We start from the raw sequence: 13,991 nt of genomic DNA, 5'->3' as shown, positions 1-13,991 counted from the left end.
GCCTAGACATAGGCTAATAATACAGCCGTGATATTCACGGTTTTATCTTTGTCAGGTCTTGACTTGTTCCTGTACCTGATTGCATACGGACGTAGCCCCTGACGATACAATTCGCCGTTTTGAAGAGTTAAGACGTTAATAAGTTCGTTATAAACATCTTCTAGAAACAAATCGTTCTCAAAATGACCGAAAAGGTCTAAATCAATCCGAAGCATAAATTCAATCTTATCTAAATCTTTTGCTCCCAACTTTCTGCTTTCTTCCTTAATGGGATCAGCATTAGAACTCAAGCAGAGAACCACCTTGTCGTTCAGAGGAAGGTCTTCAAACCCAAGATAAGACTTCTTTACCTTCACCGTTTCAAAGCCTTCTATTGTGGCAAAATGGCCGTCTAGGAACGAATGAAGCAGAGAAAGAGAATTGTTTATCATTCTGTTTTTATCAATCATTTGCGACCACCTCCCTTTAAGGTCCTGAAATAACTTTGCTTTGCTAACCGATGAATTAGGCTGCGGATCTCCTCAACCGTACCTTCAATGAATTTGAGCCCCTTCTGATACGGATGATGAACCTTCTTGGCTATATAGAACTTCCTACCGTCAATGGTTATCTGCGGGAGGTTGTATGGACCGTATCCTTCTTTCTCCGGGAATATCAGCCAGTCCGAGCCGCCAGCATTAGCACCCTTTGCGGAGATAAGCCAACCGTCAGGGTTGTTTGTAGAACCATAATTCAGAGTAGCCAAATGTGTAATGAACTCTTCATCTGTCCAACCAACAAAAAAGCCGTTATCCTCAATAATGTGGATAATGGCTCTGGCCGAACGGCCGGTGTCCTTTGGTGTTCGCTTAAATAACTCCTGCTCTACTTCTTTTGCTAATCGCTTTAGGAACTCTTCTTTTGCTGCTGGAGCATTTTTCCTCATAGTCTCAAAGATTTTGGGCTTTTGCGTGATGGTAAATTTACTTGCCATAAGCATCACCCCGTTTCAGGTGAACGAGCCACCGTACCCGGATATTGCCAAAGATATCTTCCTTTATTGCTTCAATTTTGTATCTCTTTCCTTGGAACTGAACTATTTCGTAATTACGAATGTTCACCTGTTCCTTGTAGGTAGCAATAATATCTCCGACCTCTACATTCCCGAAGGCGTACAGGACTTTATCCGAAACAACGGTTACAAAGTCCATAATGGCTTTCTCCGTTGCTGTACTCTCTGCAACAATATGACCCATAGAACAGACAGGAGCAGCGGGATTTTGTTTATGATAAGTAGCATCTTGCAGTTTATCGTAAGCATCCATATTCCAGGCTCCAGCACATTTGGTTTTGTTCTGGCTGATAAGCATGGTGTCATTTCCAAACTTATTTATTTCTTTATTTGTTTTTATGACAAGGCTTTGAAGACCCATACAATCACCACCAATCAGCAGACAATATCATGAAGTCTTTTGTAAGATTATATGCTTTCGGGTAGAGAGAACGCTTGTCTGCGCCTCCATAAGTGGTTTTATCCGTGATCTTATCGAGTTTGAGTTCTTCGCTCTTCAGACCGTTCTTCTTCCTTATTTCATTCTCAATCCGATTAGGATCAAGCAGAATATATAATGCCTGGTAGCATATAGCCCATTTGATTTTTTCAGGAACAGCAACACCTTCTACAAAGTAATCATCGTAAAATAAAACATCTGCGAAATCCATTACAGCAGCACGAATGTATTTTTCTTTGTCCTCATCACTTACACCTAGCCACTTACTTCCCTCTGGAAGAGCGGAAAGGAATGTATCCGCAAAAGCAATAGTAACTGCATTAAACATGAGAACCACCTCTTACCTTTTTCTTCTTTTCAGGAAGGGGTTCAGGTGTCTCATTCTGCTCAACCGTATAGCAAAGGGTTTCTTGAAGGTATTGTGCTTTCTTGTCATCGTCTGTATAGCCGACTCCGTTAGTGAACTGAATGCCTAACAAGCACTGATTGTATCGCTGATTTCTTACAATAATTTTGAATTTCATTTTCCTTCCCCCTTTCCAAAAAGAAAGAGCAGGAATTACCCCTGCCCTAGATTAAAGAATGATACCTTCAAGAACTGCAACGGAGTTACCGTTTGTTTTATCAACCACTGCAAAAGTGTCCTCCACATCTACCATTGGGTGAGTGTTAGGACGAGTTGCTTCCAAGTCTGCACGCACTTTCGTGCCTTTTGAACCACGAAGAGCATGAATGTTCTTCTGACCAAAAGTTGCACAGATGATTTTGTGAGTATTAGCAGTTCCACCGTATGTAGCCGTAGGGATAAGGTCGATTTTCTCTGGACCAGCACCGCCTTGAGGATCTACTACATAAGAACCGAAAGGGATAATCAAACTTCCACGGAAAGAAGCATATGGACGGCCAAAGTCGTCTGATGCTACTACAAATTCCAATCCAGAAAGTCTTAGATTTTTTTGGATATTTGTGAAAATCGCTTTATCTACCATGAACACTTTATCACTGTCTTCACCGAGGATTGCATCTTGAAGACGAGAAAGTTCATCGAAGATATTGTCCTTATCTAGTCTAGCCGCTACTGCACCATCCCCAATAGAGAAATTGTGACCTTTCGTAACAGCAATTTTAGTAAGACCATCAAATTTCTTACCATTTGCAATATCAGCGTTGATAAAGTCATACATGGACTTGTAAGTAAGAACAGTCAAAATATCGATCATTTCGTCATCCAAAAGGGAGCCGTTTTCAGACAAATCCCCTTTATACTCTTGGAACAAACGTTCGATTTTACGAGTTTGTTGATAAACACCAAGAGGAATAGTTCTTAATTCGGTTTTTGTACCTGTTCCTTCGTTGAATGCGCCTTCGAATTCACGGTTTGCCATATCATTACCAAGGCCATTACTTGTTAAAAAACTATAAACAAGATCGTTTACAGGCAAGATAGGTAAAATTTTAGACAATGGATTTTTCAAAGCATATGTACGATAAATACCTGCTTCTAATTTAGTTTTAGATTTATTTACTGCTTCTGAGTATGTGTAAAATGCCATAATTTTTCAGCCTCCTCTTCTTATGACATGAAGGTTTCTTTAATACCTTCACTAAGCAAGGAAGAAATAGATTCCTTGCTGAAATCCGGTTTCACTTGACCCGGATTTGCACCGCCACCAAACTCGGTAGGGTGATTAGTTTTGTAAAGATTTACAGCATCGATAACAGATTGCTTTACTGCTTCTAAATCGTCTGATTTAACGATTTTTTCACGGTAAATGTCGGGGAAATCTTTACCTTTAAAGACTTCTTTGAGAACGGAATTAACCGTATCTTCGTATACACGTGTTTGAACCTTTGTTTTTAAATCATTATTTTCACTAAGCAAAGTTTCTCTTTCCGCTTTAATAGGTTCGAGTTCTGAAACTTGCTGTTTAAGAGTTTCATTTTCTGCCTTGAACGGTTCAAGTTCAGCAACCTGCTTCTTCAAGTTTTCGTTTTCTTCTGTAAGTGGTTTATATTTATTTGCTGTATCATTTACACGTTCAGATACGATACGATTTACATCATCTTGGCAAGCATTCACTTGCTCTTGAGTAATCAATCCCGCTGCCAAAGCCTTTTCAAGTAATTCTTTCAATTTCATAAAATCATTCCTCCTTCACCTCATGATTTAAGTGGTGAGTGCCACTGTAACCTTCGCTTATTTAACGACGCCGAAGTTACGTCAAGACAACAAAAAAAGGCTCTCAAATGAGCCTTCTAAATCCCTTCTGGGCTATTATTTTATTCTTAGACGAACAAACCCCTTAACCAGTCTGTTCTAATTGATTGTGGGACGTTTCTGAAGGTTTGGGAGCCGCTTTATCTTGTTTGATCAATTCGAGTTCTTCTTCAAGTTCATTTGCATTTAGATCATTCACACGAATAACCGTTCTCTTCCTGCTCTGAACACCTTTTTCATATTTATATATTTCATTCTTAACATGTTCATCGTTATTCACTGGAATATCCAACTCAAATTCAACATTTACCCATTCAGCCTTTTTACCTGTTAATTCTGTTCCTTTGTCTATTTCTAAAAGTTGTGCTTGATACAACGCGGTTTCAAGCGACTTCTTGAATATCTTCGCAATTTCAGCAGCACGGTACTTGCTTGTTAAGTGCATAATATCCATGGCCACACCGGAGGCGGGGATAGAAGTATCTGTATTTCGGAGAACATCGGCGGGAATATCGTTTATAACCGAAATCGCAATTTGAAGAAGTTTAATTAACTCAAAAGTTGAATCTAATTTCGCATCCCAAACGATGTATTCAGGGTTCTTTTCCCCTTCTTCAACACAATAAACTTCACGGTTTTTCACCATGACATACCTATTTCCTTGTGCATCTTCATACACCGGAGATCTCTTAACAAGTTCTCTAAAAGTGGAAGGTGGAACGGCCATTTTAGGTTTTCCATGTTTTCTTATTACATCTGCGACTTGGGTAATAAACTCATTTAAACTTCTGAATAAGGATTCCGTTGTTTTATAAATACTTCTTCCCCAAAATTCATTAGGTAAAGCATCGATGGCCAGATGCTGAATAAGCAACCCACCGTCATGTTCGATTTTCTGACCATTTACTAAGACAAAATCAGCATCTTTATCTGTCTTTACATAGAACTCTTCAGAGAATAAGTTGTACGAGTCTTTTTCAATTCTTTTATACTGAACACCCTCTTCTTCATTCTCAAAAATAAGTTCATTAGTCTTTACTTTCGATTTATCCCATGAGTCCATTTTAGGGACATACCATTCTGGATGAACGAAATCTATGCAGACTTGGGGTTTGGGGGAATTTTCATTTATTCTTCTGTATGTTGTTCTTACAAGATAATCCCCAAGAACCATGGTTGCAATAATAGCGCCGGGTAGATTTTCGATTAAATGATTGTTGAACACCACTTTATCAATAAATTTTTGAATATCGGGATCTTGAACCGTAATCTTAGGTTTTTTATTGGTTAATATCCTTGCTATATGCTGCGGAACCTTTTGAGCATAGTTTACAACGATATATTCTTTTTTCTCTTTTTTGTTGCTTTCGGGAATCCAATAATCATGAACTTCGCCATTATAGATATCCATCCATTTATCCCATTCATACAATCGCTGTTCCCTTGTTTTTACAGGTTTAATCTTCCTCATTTAATCACCACCCTTCCATATCAAGTTCTTCACGGTCATAAGCCGTATATTGAGGTCTATCCATAAATTTCAGACAATAGTTGTACAGTGCATAGCGGAGAGCATCCATTGCATGGTCGTTCTTCTTTACCGGCTCTTCCTTTAAATCGCCGCTGCGGTTCTCTGCCCACTGGTAAGATTGCATTTCGTTTATCAATTCTCTCAGGTCTTCACAAATGAACAGTTTGGGTTTCCCCGTTCGTTCATTTACATGTAACAATGTAGAAACAGCCTGAATACCAGCATTTACTGTCTTATCAACCTTCGTGATAGGGAAATGGTTCTTTTTGTATATACGGATATAAGCAGCATCTTCGGGATCTGCATAAACATACTCAATGGGATACCTCTTAAATAATTCCTTATCCATCTTCACCCATGTTTGTTCTGTGGGATCACTTGAATCGACATTCGTTTGAGTTTTATAAATCAAATCAACGACAAAAAAATTGAAGTCTCCATCGACTCCAATTACTACGGAAGTACCGGGGTTCGTATCTCCCCAGTCCTTACCCATTATGAAAGTTTTGATTTTACCTGATTGAATAATTTCGTTTATATATTGTCTTGGAACAAGGTGCTTCTTCCGGTCAAAGTTATCGTATATCTGCCCCGTAAAGGTATCAAAGGAAGCCATGAAATCTCGTTTGAAGTATTTTTCTGGCATCTGCTTACGAGCCAGTTCAACTTCGGCCTGAATGCCTGGAACTGCAGTATTATGCACTGTGTAGAACACGAAGTTCTCAAATTCGGGATTATACTGTTCTGAACCTTTGTCTCCCAAGAGGTAAACCTGATCGTAATACCAGTTCCGTCCGAACGGTGTTGTAGAGAATATCACCCATCCCTGTGTAGTAACACCCCTCGCACGAATATTCGGCCATGCAGCGGGTTTTAGACGAGCAGCCTCATCAACCCATGTACCGTCTACTGTGTCTGCTACAAGCGATTCTGGACGTTCTGCGGAGCGGAAGCGAATACGAACGAACTTCTTAATTGTCTTTCCATTCTTCTTTACCTTGAAAACTAATCCCAAGGTCTTCTTGTTCTCATTCCAGTAACGAACGAATGGAGACTTTCTGATTTCTTCATAATGGATGCCAAAGGGTTCAGTCAGAACCTTGAACACTTCTTCCATTTGGGTTTGCCCGATGACATAATCCGGTGCAACCGCCCAATACAGGAAGTTCTTTTTATTTTTTATTTTTACATCCCTTCGTATTTGCTTAATAAACTCCCGTGCGGCTCCATATGTCTTCCCCGAACGGACACCTGCGCACAGATTTTTGAATCGGGCTGTTGATTTATGAAACTTCTTCTGTTCCTCATGCGGTTTATATTTTGCAAAGAGTTTAACAGTCATCGTCATCGACCCCTTCAATGGAGTCGTCTATATCTTCATCGTCATACTCCTCATTCTTATTCTCCTCTGCCTTGAATGCTAAATCACCTTCGGCTTTGAGAGACATAGAAGCCAACTGAAACATACCTTTAAACTCATAATCATCTTCAAGCATGATTTCCAAAAGGTTGTTGTTTATGAAGTTCATTCTTTCCTGCGGAGACATTGCATCTAGTTGTTCTTTTGTGAGACCGCTCTTTTTCAATCTCTTTTGCATGGCAGTATCAATTCTCAATTCAGAACGACTTAACTGATCAACCGCGTTGTTTAACCGTTCCAAATCCTCCAAAGTTGGATTATCTTTGATTTCGTAAGCATACTTCGTTAAAAGAAAGTTCTGTATCATCAGAAGTCTATTTGTTCTTATAAGCGGGTCTCGTTCTTGACGTGGTATCATCCCGTACCATTCTTCGTAAATCTTTGCTTGCGTCTTCGCAGCGGTTATGCCCGTCTTCATGGCATTGGTATTCCCAACCTGGTCAGCCGGGCCGGTGCTTTTGCCACCATGGAGTTTGCAGCGGCCGTTTTCCAACGGTGTTTTAGCACAGGGTTCGCCGCGGCGGTTCTTAGCACCGCATATTGCTCTTTCTTTTTCATTTTCTAATACTTCGATCTTTTGAACATGTTCTTCACTCCAATCGTTATGAATTTTTGTGCCTCTTTCAGTTTGGCTCATTTCCCTCCCCTCCTTGCAAAGTAAAAAGACGACCCACATTAGCAGGCCGCCTTGGAAAGTTATTATTCAAATTCTGTAAGTACGATATAATCGCCGCAGTTACCGCAGTCAATTCGCACTTCTTCAAGTTTCTTTTCTAAATCTACATTGTAACGAATGTCATCATCTAAAATTTCATTTGTTTCTTCATTCGTTCGTGATTGGGTTAATTTATCTGTAAAATCCATGTATGGGCTGCTTGTAATCTCCACCGGCATCACAACTTCGTGGATACGAAAATCATTTTCCCGAAGATTGCGGTTTAAATAAGCATGTTGTCCATTCGTAACCGGGGTTAATTCAACTTTATTACCACATTTGGTGCATTCGACAGTGACCTTCATCATATTCTATCATCCCCCAAATTTTTACAAGATAATAGAATCATACCATGATATATGGCGGGAGAAAAGCGAAGAGGATTTAATACGTGGCTTACCGATTAGCCGACATTCAGCCTCTGCTGAACGGCAGGGTTCGAACCTGCATCACGGTCTTAGCAGGACGGTGTAATCCTCTTCTGCACAACCCTATGTATGTCTGGAGGACAATACATATAACATACTGTTACTCCATACAAAAATCGACCCTATTTATAAAATCTCTGTCGTTATCCATTAGGACAGAGTTAATTTCTAATTCAAAACTCCAATGTTCTGAAATCAATTCAAATGCGTTTTCAAGTTCTTTTTCTAATTCATCTATCGTTATCTTTAACTTTTTGCGGACATGCGATTTTCTATGTCCATTCAGCAGCATAAACAGAATCTTCTTCTGTCTCTTGTTCTCAATAAAGTCCAAGTCCGAAAGTTCTATAGCCTGGTTCGTCAGGTAAATGAAGTTATAGACATTATTAGATAAATACTCTCTGATTTTATTGCTGATAAGTTTTAGATCCCTATGAACAGTAAAGGTTTCCTGCCCAAGAATTTCGGAGATATGAATGTCTGACATTCCTTGGTTAAAATAAAGATCTGATAAATTTCTTTGTTTATCAGTAAGGAAAAACATCTTATCGAAATCAGGTTTGAACCACGGGCAATTGAGTTCTTCTTCGTATTCAAACTCGTACATTAATTCATTCTCAACTTGATCTATGGGAACCGTTACAATTGGCTTTTTCTGAGAGTCCTTCTTAACATAGGTATCAACAATTTTATTTGGCAAAGTCTTAGATAACCAAGTATTTATATTACTTTTGGAACTATCATAAGTCTTCAAAAGGTAATTGAACTTCACATAAGTCTCGTTCTGCAGTTCTTCCGGACTTTCAATCCAGTCCTCCAGTCTGTAGCCGCGTTCTTTTAGTTTTATTAATACCATCTTATAAATGTAATACCAATCTGCACTAACGATGTTAAGCATTCGAATTCACATCGCTTTTCTTTCCCTTCTTCTTTTGTATGTAATTCCAAAGGATTAACTCATGCTGCTTATATAGTTCAGCAACATCTTTTCTTAAGTAATCTGCATAATTGCTGGTGAAAAATAACTTTCTATCACTCATTACAGATCAGCCTCCTCTTTAAAGACAGACAAGTCATTGTCTTTAAGGAACTGATAAAAGACGATACCTAGACGATGGACTAAATCCTCGTCTTGTTCCTTATATCCCGCTTCAAATAGCATTCCATGAAGCAATTCATGGGCTATTGTCTGGTTCTTTCTATTTATGTCTAACTTGTTATCTACCACGATTTCTCCTGTCAGGTAATCGACCTGTCCAAGAACCTCGTATCGGTATTGAATTTTTTCTTCTTCCTGTACCTTATAGTACATACCTCCAATTTTAAAAATCATAATATCGTCCTCCTTTGACAAATTACTAAAGCAAACACCATGTTTGCTGCATCAACACATCATGTGTTTTTATCAAGCCATTTTTCATCCTTTCATTCATCGAGAACTGGAATCTCAATGGACTTGATGTATCTTCAATCACGTATGATCACGTAACTGCTTATTACCATCCTTTTTCATCGAACCGTGGAATCCTGCAAATAAAAACGAAAAAACAGACCAGATCAACCCGTGATAGAAAGGGGGTAGGTTGAAATGGTCTGTTCTCTGTTATTATCGTCTTTTTAATTTACTAAAGCCCGCATAGCCCGTAAAAAGGATGTCACCAAACATTTGTTCGGTATTATATATACTATTCTATTTTAACAAGGGAAAACCTTTATTTTTCTATAAAATTTATCTAAATCCTAAATCTTCAAGATCCCGCTTCTGTGCAAAGTTTCTCACATTAAAATAGGATTCCATAGCCAGCACGATCATGACCAATACCACAACAAAGACAAATAGAGGTGTGGCCGCCGCGATCCAACCCATATACCAAAAGGCAAAGTAAAACAATCCCGCTACGATGGGTAAGGTAAAGACATAATGAAAAAGCAAGAAAACAAAGAATGAAACATAGTCTGTTCTATATCTGAACACTAGCATCGCCTCCATTTAATAGTTTAGACAGATGTTAGCGCATTTAACCAATCCTGGTCAACTGATATGGATATCAAAAAAGACAGGAAGTTAATCCTCCTGTCTTGAATGAAATCTTTTTCTTAACTGTTCCCGCTCCAAGTCTTTAAAATTATCAATTATTACTTCTAAGACTTCCTCCATGGCATCTTTCTCATATTGGAGATCCCAACTACCGCTGTGAAGTTCGGTCTTTGAGTCGTCCTTTAAGTTAAATATCCAAATATCATAGCAGTCACAAAATCCATTATTGGTTAATTCTATCCCTACAACCCATTCTTCCTCGTATAGATAGCCCCATCCAGATTGTTTGTATTTTATTTCAAAGTTCTCTTTCTTTATTCCTCTATCAATTAACTGTTCTGTCAGGCTCTTCGGTCTCTTACCGTTGGAGCGGGACCATTCAAACTTAGAAAGTTCTTGTTGAGTTAAGATTTTGCCTTCACATTCTCTTGGTATTTTATATCCTTTATGGTACATATCTGGGTCTTTATATATTTCAGGAGTAATAACATCTAGGTAATGTTCTTCACCCCAATAAATAGCATCTTTATTTTCTTCCATTCTTATTTCCATGCACTTTTTAGCGGTTCCTTCATTCAAGAATATGCCTATAAGGGCAGCAGACATATCATCCATACAATGGTCTTCAAACACAAGATAGAACTTCATGATTAGTCCTCATCCCACTCGTCAATATTCTCGTCAATAGCATCGTAGTAACAGTAAACAATAAATTCCTCAAATGTCTTATTCGATAAAAACGGCATGTCTTCCAAACCAAGAGCCCTAATCAGGCACTTATACTCTCGCTCCATATCGTAATATTTCAAATTATCTTCGGTTCGGATATTAAATGCTTTCCGGTGGAAATCATGTATGTATTTAGAACTCATTATGGGAATGTCTTTTCCATAAAGTTCTGCAGCAGTACAGCATTGATGCAGAACATCGTCCATGTGATTAAGAGTAGGTATTCGCTTGTTATCTTCTTTTAGAATTGCTACAATTTGACTTTCGGAGCGGGCTTGTTTCTCATTTTTGATATTCCAATCTCCCTCTGCATATTGACGATATTCTTTTTCAGAAACACCCCAACTTGCCACATACTCTTCTTTGAATTGTTCTTGTGAAATAGGAGCGGGGCTGTTCGCAAATACCTGCTCAATTTCCTTTATTTCCTCTTTTATTTTCTCAACTGGGTAATCCCCTTGTCTTACTATCTCAACCTCCACAGTACCGCTCTGAAAGCGGTAGGTTACTTTATCTTGCATTATGATCGTCCTCCTTTTCTTGCTCATTGGAGCGGGATTCAACAATATGAACGCCTTCTTTATCTGCTCTTAAATGAGCATCAATATCAAATTTTTCGTATTCTTCATCAGTCATGAAATTTTTCATTTCTTCTGCTACAAAGGCCAAAGCCTTGGTTAACTCAACCATTGGAGGGAGAATGGCCTTGCCCATTTCTATATGTACCTTCATAAAATCTTCTTTCATTTGTTGGTATAGTTCGGTTTGCATAAATCTTTCTAAGCGTTTTCTTCTTTGTCTCTCTTCAATCCAGTTCGTGATTTCTTTAAATAAAACAACGAATATAACGATAAAAAAAAGCACGAATAAAAATCTAATAATCATTTGTTCCATAAACTCACTCCTTTCCCCAAGTCTTAATGCAGAACTCCTTAACCCAATCAGGCTTCCCTCTTACAAGTTCATCCTCAAAGTCATCTGTCATTAGTAGACCATTTATAACTCCGCATTCTCTACATGCTGTTGTTATCCATGAACATCCCAAGTATTCAGCATAGGCTTCAACTTCTTCACCAGTGTGATTGCAATCTAATAACTTATCCCAACTTTCTTTATTTTTGTCCCATATCTCCTTAACATCTGTATGTAAACCGGGTATTACAATGTCAGAAGTCCCATAATACACGAATGATAAAATCTGGTTGTCCTTAAACTTAATAACTCCATATGTACTACTCACACAACTCACTCCTTCCCGATCCCGCTCCTGCAGGAACATAAAAAGGGGCTTGTCCAGCCCCACAAACTGCACTTACTTATATTCGTTTTTGATTTTATTAATGGCCGCTACGAACTGCTTCAAATTCTCCTTATTAGCGTCTTCACGAACGATTTTATCTAATGCCTCTTGGCACTGTTTATGCAAACTTTTCATCGTAAGTCTCCTCCTTTGTTTTTCATCTGTTCAGCCAACTTTTTGAATGCTTCATTCATTTGTTTTTCAAGCCGTTCCCTTTCTTCAGGTGTTATATCAAAGTGAATTGGTTCAGTAATTTTTGGCCTATCAACCTTTCCACCTTTCATGAGATTACTAAAACTATGGCGAAAAATAGTATCATCTTCTATTTCAATCTCAAATGGAGAATACGTTCGTCCAATATACCTGCTTTGCAGGTCTTGAAGAATGTAGATTACTTCATTTAGTTCTAAACCAAACTCACTGACAAGTTTGCAAAGATAAAGACCTAATTCACTTTTTGCTTCCTGTACTTCATAACTTCTTTTTGAATATTTCATTATTTAATCTCCTCCTTTACTCCCGCTTCGGAGCGGGTTAGTTCCCTGTGGTTGTTGTCCACCATATCAAAAATGATTCGCAATACTTTATCGTCAGCAGTTACTCCTCCAACGTCTTTTCTCAATACCGTTGAATGAATCACTCGTCCATTGAAACTTGAAGTAACCTCAAAACCAGCAGGCCATTCTTCAACTACATGCTTCACTCCGTCAGTTACAAATTCCATGATTAATCTCCTCCTTCACAAAGTAGCAATGTGCTACACCAAGAGCATCACGAATATGCTCATTGGATTTCATATCCCCATATATTTTTATAATTGCTTTCTTCATATCAGCCTTTGTCGCTCTCCCAGAGCCGCTACAAACCTTTTTAACGGTAGCGGGTGCATATGTGACTATCCTTATGTCCTGCTCCTCTGTAATGCGAAATATGTTGCCTAAAACCCAATTCACTTCCTTAGAACCGCCTGAATAGTTGAACTCCGTCAAAACCAAATCAATCTTATATGTATCAATGATTTTTTCTATCTCTTCGCAGAAGCGGGATATACGCTTACCGATACTTTCATCTGATTTGGTCTTAATGGTAGTTATGTATTGGATCTCCTTCTTATTGTTGAGAACCGCAATACCCGTACTTGCTAAACTTGGATCGATAGCAAGTATCATGGTGAAACCTCTTCAAAAGGTGGAAGCGGGATTTCTGCTCTTACAGGAGCGGGATCGGGTTTGGTGACTTTACGAATGGATTTTATCGTGAGTTCGATGGGTTTTGTTCGTTTGGGGTCTTTCACCTTATACGGGGAAGGTGCTGCTATGTACACTTTTCCATTGTTTTGCTTTATTAGATCTACTCGTAAATCCGCTTCTTCGTTCATCGCTTCCCAGTCCGTAGCCGGTTCCACATACTGGTCATTTAAGTGTAAGACGACTTCACCGAAGGTATCGAACCGTAAACTCGTCTTTTTGACGATATACTTCCTCTTTATATCGCCTTCCTTTTCTTCCATATCGGGGTGAGGTCTCTTAAACTCTTGATCAGGCTTTAATTGCCCTCCTTCTGGTTCAAGCAAATAAGAAGAAACTTTGGAGTATAGAATGTCGTTTCTACAATAAAGGTAATAACCTCCGTATTTGCTGTCTTTAATGGCTACATATTGAGTTTTTTTATTTCTTGCTTCTTTTGTTTCATTCATATCAACTACCATATAATCAGGAAGATAAAATTCGCCTTTATTCCACTCAAATATGTCCTTCCAATATCGTTCGGGAACATCCGTTTTTATTTCCTTTAAGGAAAGATAGAACCATGTACCTTCAACTTGATCGTTTTCCACTCTGTCTATTTCGTTGTATTCGGTAAGGACATCAATTTTAAAGCAGTATGCAATATCCTTAGAGTATTTCGCTTTCATATGCTCTCGGATATTATTTACTTTCACATTCCCGCTTCGCCATTCGATACCGAGTGTTTTCGCATTATTATAAAACCAAAGTGAAGCCTCGTTTTCAAACCCAAATGAGGCTTGTTCTAATCCCCTTTCCTGTGGATTTTTTACTGCAACCATGATAGACACCTCCTTCGCTAAAACAAGCGGCCAGCAGCCACTGACCGCCTCATG

Annotated in this window: 23 protein-coding genes; all 23 read right to left on the bottom strand. The window is 38.7% G+C overall.

All coding sequences use genetic code 11. The features are described from left to right. Positions 1 to 2: 2 nt before the first annotated feature. Complete coding sequence (locus ACHHV8_RS11190) at positions 3 to 449, bottom strand: hypothetical protein (RefSeq protein ID WP_395158338.1); 447 nt, start codon at positions 447 to 449, stop codon at positions 3 to 5. Then, positions 446 to 973 carry a hypothetical protein gene (locus ACHHV8_RS11185; RefSeq protein WP_395158337.1) on the bottom strand — a complete coding sequence of 176 codons (528 nt, stop codon included), beginning with the start codon at positions 971 to 973 and terminating at the stop codon, positions 446 to 448. The genes ACHHV8_RS11190 and ACHHV8_RS11185 overlap by 4 nt, the downstream gene beginning before the upstream one ends. Beyond that, the gene (locus tag ACHHV8_RS11180) at positions 963 to 1,412 is read right to left on the bottom strand and encodes a hypothetical protein (RefSeq protein ID WP_395158336.1); all 450 of its coding nucleotides are present in this window, start codon (positions 1,410 to 1,412) and stop codon (positions 963 to 965) included. Before ACHHV8_RS11180 ends, ACHHV8_RS11185 begins: the two co-directional genes overlap by 11 nt. Positions 1,413 to 1,416: 4 nt before the next feature. Continuing rightward, positions 1,417 to 1,818 (bottom strand): hypothetical protein, encoded by a 402-nt coding sequence (locus ACHHV8_RS11175; RefSeq protein ID WP_395158335.1) that lies wholly within the window; start codon positions 1,816 to 1,818, stop codon positions 1,417 to 1,419. Beyond that, a complete protein-coding gene (locus ACHHV8_RS11170; protein WP_395158334.1) occupies positions 1,811 to 2,014 on the bottom strand; it encodes a hypothetical protein in 204 nt (67 codons plus the stop codon). Before ACHHV8_RS11170 ends, ACHHV8_RS11175 begins: the two co-directional genes overlap by 8 nt. Before the next feature lie 51 nt (positions 2,015 to 2,065). Further along, positions 2,066 to 3,043 (bottom strand): hypothetical protein, encoded by a 978-nt coding sequence (locus ACHHV8_RS11165; RefSeq protein ID WP_395158333.1) that lies wholly within the window; start codon positions 3,041 to 3,043, stop codon positions 2,066 to 2,068. A 20-nt stretch (positions 3,044 to 3,063) separates the two neighbouring features. Next, positions 3,064 to 3,630: a hypothetical protein gene (locus ACHHV8_RS11160; protein WP_395158332.1), complete on the bottom strand. Its 567-nt coding sequence runs from the start codon at positions 3,628 to 3,630 to the stop codon at positions 3,064 to 3,066. Positions 3,631 to 3,793: 163 nt separating this feature from the next. Continuing rightward, positions 3,794 to 5,179 (bottom strand): hypothetical protein, encoded by a 1,386-nt coding sequence (locus ACHHV8_RS11155; RefSeq protein WP_395158331.1) that lies wholly within the window; start codon positions 5,177 to 5,179, stop codon positions 3,794 to 3,796. Between the two features lie 4 nt (positions 5,180 to 5,183). Beyond that, entirely contained in the window at positions 5,184 to 6,581 is a 1,398-nt protein-coding gene (locus ACHHV8_RS11150; protein ID WP_395158330.1) for a terminase large subunit, read from the bottom strand. Continuing rightward, complete coding sequence (locus tag ACHHV8_RS11145; RefSeq protein ID WP_395158329.1) at positions 6,571 to 7,296, bottom strand: HGGxSTG domain-containing protein; 726 nt, start codon at positions 7,294 to 7,296, stop codon at positions 6,571 to 6,573. The genes ACHHV8_RS11150 and ACHHV8_RS11145 overlap by 11 nt, the downstream gene beginning before the upstream one ends. A gap of 62 nt (positions 7,297 to 7,358) precedes the next feature. Further along, complete coding sequence (locus tag ACHHV8_RS11140) at positions 7,359 to 7,682, bottom strand: hypothetical protein (RefSeq protein ID WP_395158328.1); 324 nt, start codon at positions 7,680 to 7,682, stop codon at positions 7,359 to 7,361. 220 nt (positions 7,683 to 7,902) lie between these two features. Beyond that, on the bottom strand, positions 7,903 to 8,700 hold the full coding sequence (locus ACHHV8_RS11135) for a sigma-70 RNA polymerase sigma factor region 4 domain-containing protein (protein WP_395158327.1): 798 nt from the start codon (positions 8,698 to 8,700) through the stop codon (positions 7,903 to 7,905). Beyond that, the gene (locus tag ACHHV8_RS11130; RefSeq protein WP_395158326.1) at positions 8,693 to 8,842 is read right to left on the bottom strand and encodes a hypothetical protein; all 150 of its coding nucleotides are present in this window, start codon (positions 8,840 to 8,842) and stop codon (positions 8,693 to 8,695) included. The genes ACHHV8_RS11135 and ACHHV8_RS11130 overlap by 8 nt, the downstream gene beginning before the upstream one ends. Then, complete coding sequence (locus ACHHV8_RS11125; RefSeq protein ID WP_395158325.1) at positions 8,842 to 9,135, bottom strand: ImmA/IrrE family metallo-endopeptidase; 294 nt, start codon at positions 9,133 to 9,135, stop codon at positions 8,842 to 8,844. Before ACHHV8_RS11125 ends, ACHHV8_RS11130 begins: the two co-directional genes overlap by 1 nt. Before the next feature lie 732 nt (positions 9,136 to 9,867). Further along, on the bottom strand, positions 9,868 to 10,488 hold the full coding sequence (locus tag ACHHV8_RS11120) for a hypothetical protein (RefSeq protein WP_395158324.1): 621 nt from the start codon (positions 10,486 to 10,488) through the stop codon (positions 9,868 to 9,870). Positions 10,489 to 10,490: 2 nt separating this feature from the next. After that, complete coding sequence (locus tag ACHHV8_RS11115; protein WP_395158323.1) at positions 10,491 to 11,090, bottom strand: hypothetical protein; 600 nt, start codon at positions 11,088 to 11,090, stop codon at positions 10,491 to 10,493. Beyond that, on the bottom strand, positions 11,080 to 11,463 hold the full coding sequence (locus ACHHV8_RS11110) for a hypothetical protein (RefSeq protein WP_395158322.1): 384 nt from the start codon (positions 11,461 to 11,463) through the stop codon (positions 11,080 to 11,082). The genes ACHHV8_RS11115 and ACHHV8_RS11110 overlap by 11 nt, the downstream gene beginning before the upstream one ends. Before the next feature lie 4 nt (positions 11,464 to 11,467). Further along, a complete protein-coding gene (locus ACHHV8_RS11105) occupies positions 11,468 to 11,809 on the bottom strand; it encodes a hypothetical protein (RefSeq protein WP_395158321.1) in 342 nt (113 codons plus the stop codon). A gap of 72 nt (positions 11,810 to 11,881) precedes the next feature. Continuing rightward, the gene (locus ACHHV8_RS11100) at positions 11,882 to 12,004 is read right to left on the bottom strand and encodes a hypothetical protein (RefSeq protein WP_395158320.1); all 123 of its coding nucleotides are present in this window, start codon (positions 12,002 to 12,004) and stop codon (positions 11,882 to 11,884) included. After that, positions 12,001 to 12,366 carry a hypothetical protein gene (locus ACHHV8_RS11095; protein ID WP_395158319.1) on the bottom strand — a complete coding sequence of 122 codons (366 nt, stop codon included), beginning with the start codon at positions 12,364 to 12,366 and terminating at the stop codon, positions 12,001 to 12,003. The genes ACHHV8_RS11100 and ACHHV8_RS11095 overlap by 4 nt, the downstream gene beginning before the upstream one ends. Beyond that, positions 12,366 to 12,593, bottom strand: coding sequence for a hypothetical protein (locus ACHHV8_RS11090; protein WP_395158318.1), 228 nt, complete (start codon positions 12,591 to 12,593; stop codon positions 12,366 to 12,368). Before ACHHV8_RS11090 ends, ACHHV8_RS11095 begins: the two co-directional genes overlap by 1 nt. Then, a complete protein-coding gene (locus ACHHV8_RS11085) occupies positions 12,577 to 13,038 on the bottom strand; it encodes a crossover junction endodeoxyribonuclease RuvC (RefSeq protein ID WP_395158317.1) in 462 nt (153 codons plus the stop codon). The genes ACHHV8_RS11090 and ACHHV8_RS11085 overlap by 17 nt, the downstream gene beginning before the upstream one ends. Then, a complete protein-coding gene (locus ACHHV8_RS11080; protein WP_395158316.1) occupies positions 13,035 to 13,937 on the bottom strand; it encodes a hypothetical protein in 903 nt (300 codons plus the stop codon). Before ACHHV8_RS11080 ends, ACHHV8_RS11085 begins: the two co-directional genes overlap by 4 nt. Positions 13,938 to 13,991: the final 54 nt, after the last annotated feature.

It is taken from the genome of Paenibacillus sp. TAB_01 (assembly GCF_043945595.1).
Lineage (GTDB): Bacteria > Bacillota > Bacilli > Paenibacillales > NBRC-103111 > Paenibacillus_S.
This window is presented reverse-complemented; position numbering and strand designations above follow the sequence as displayed.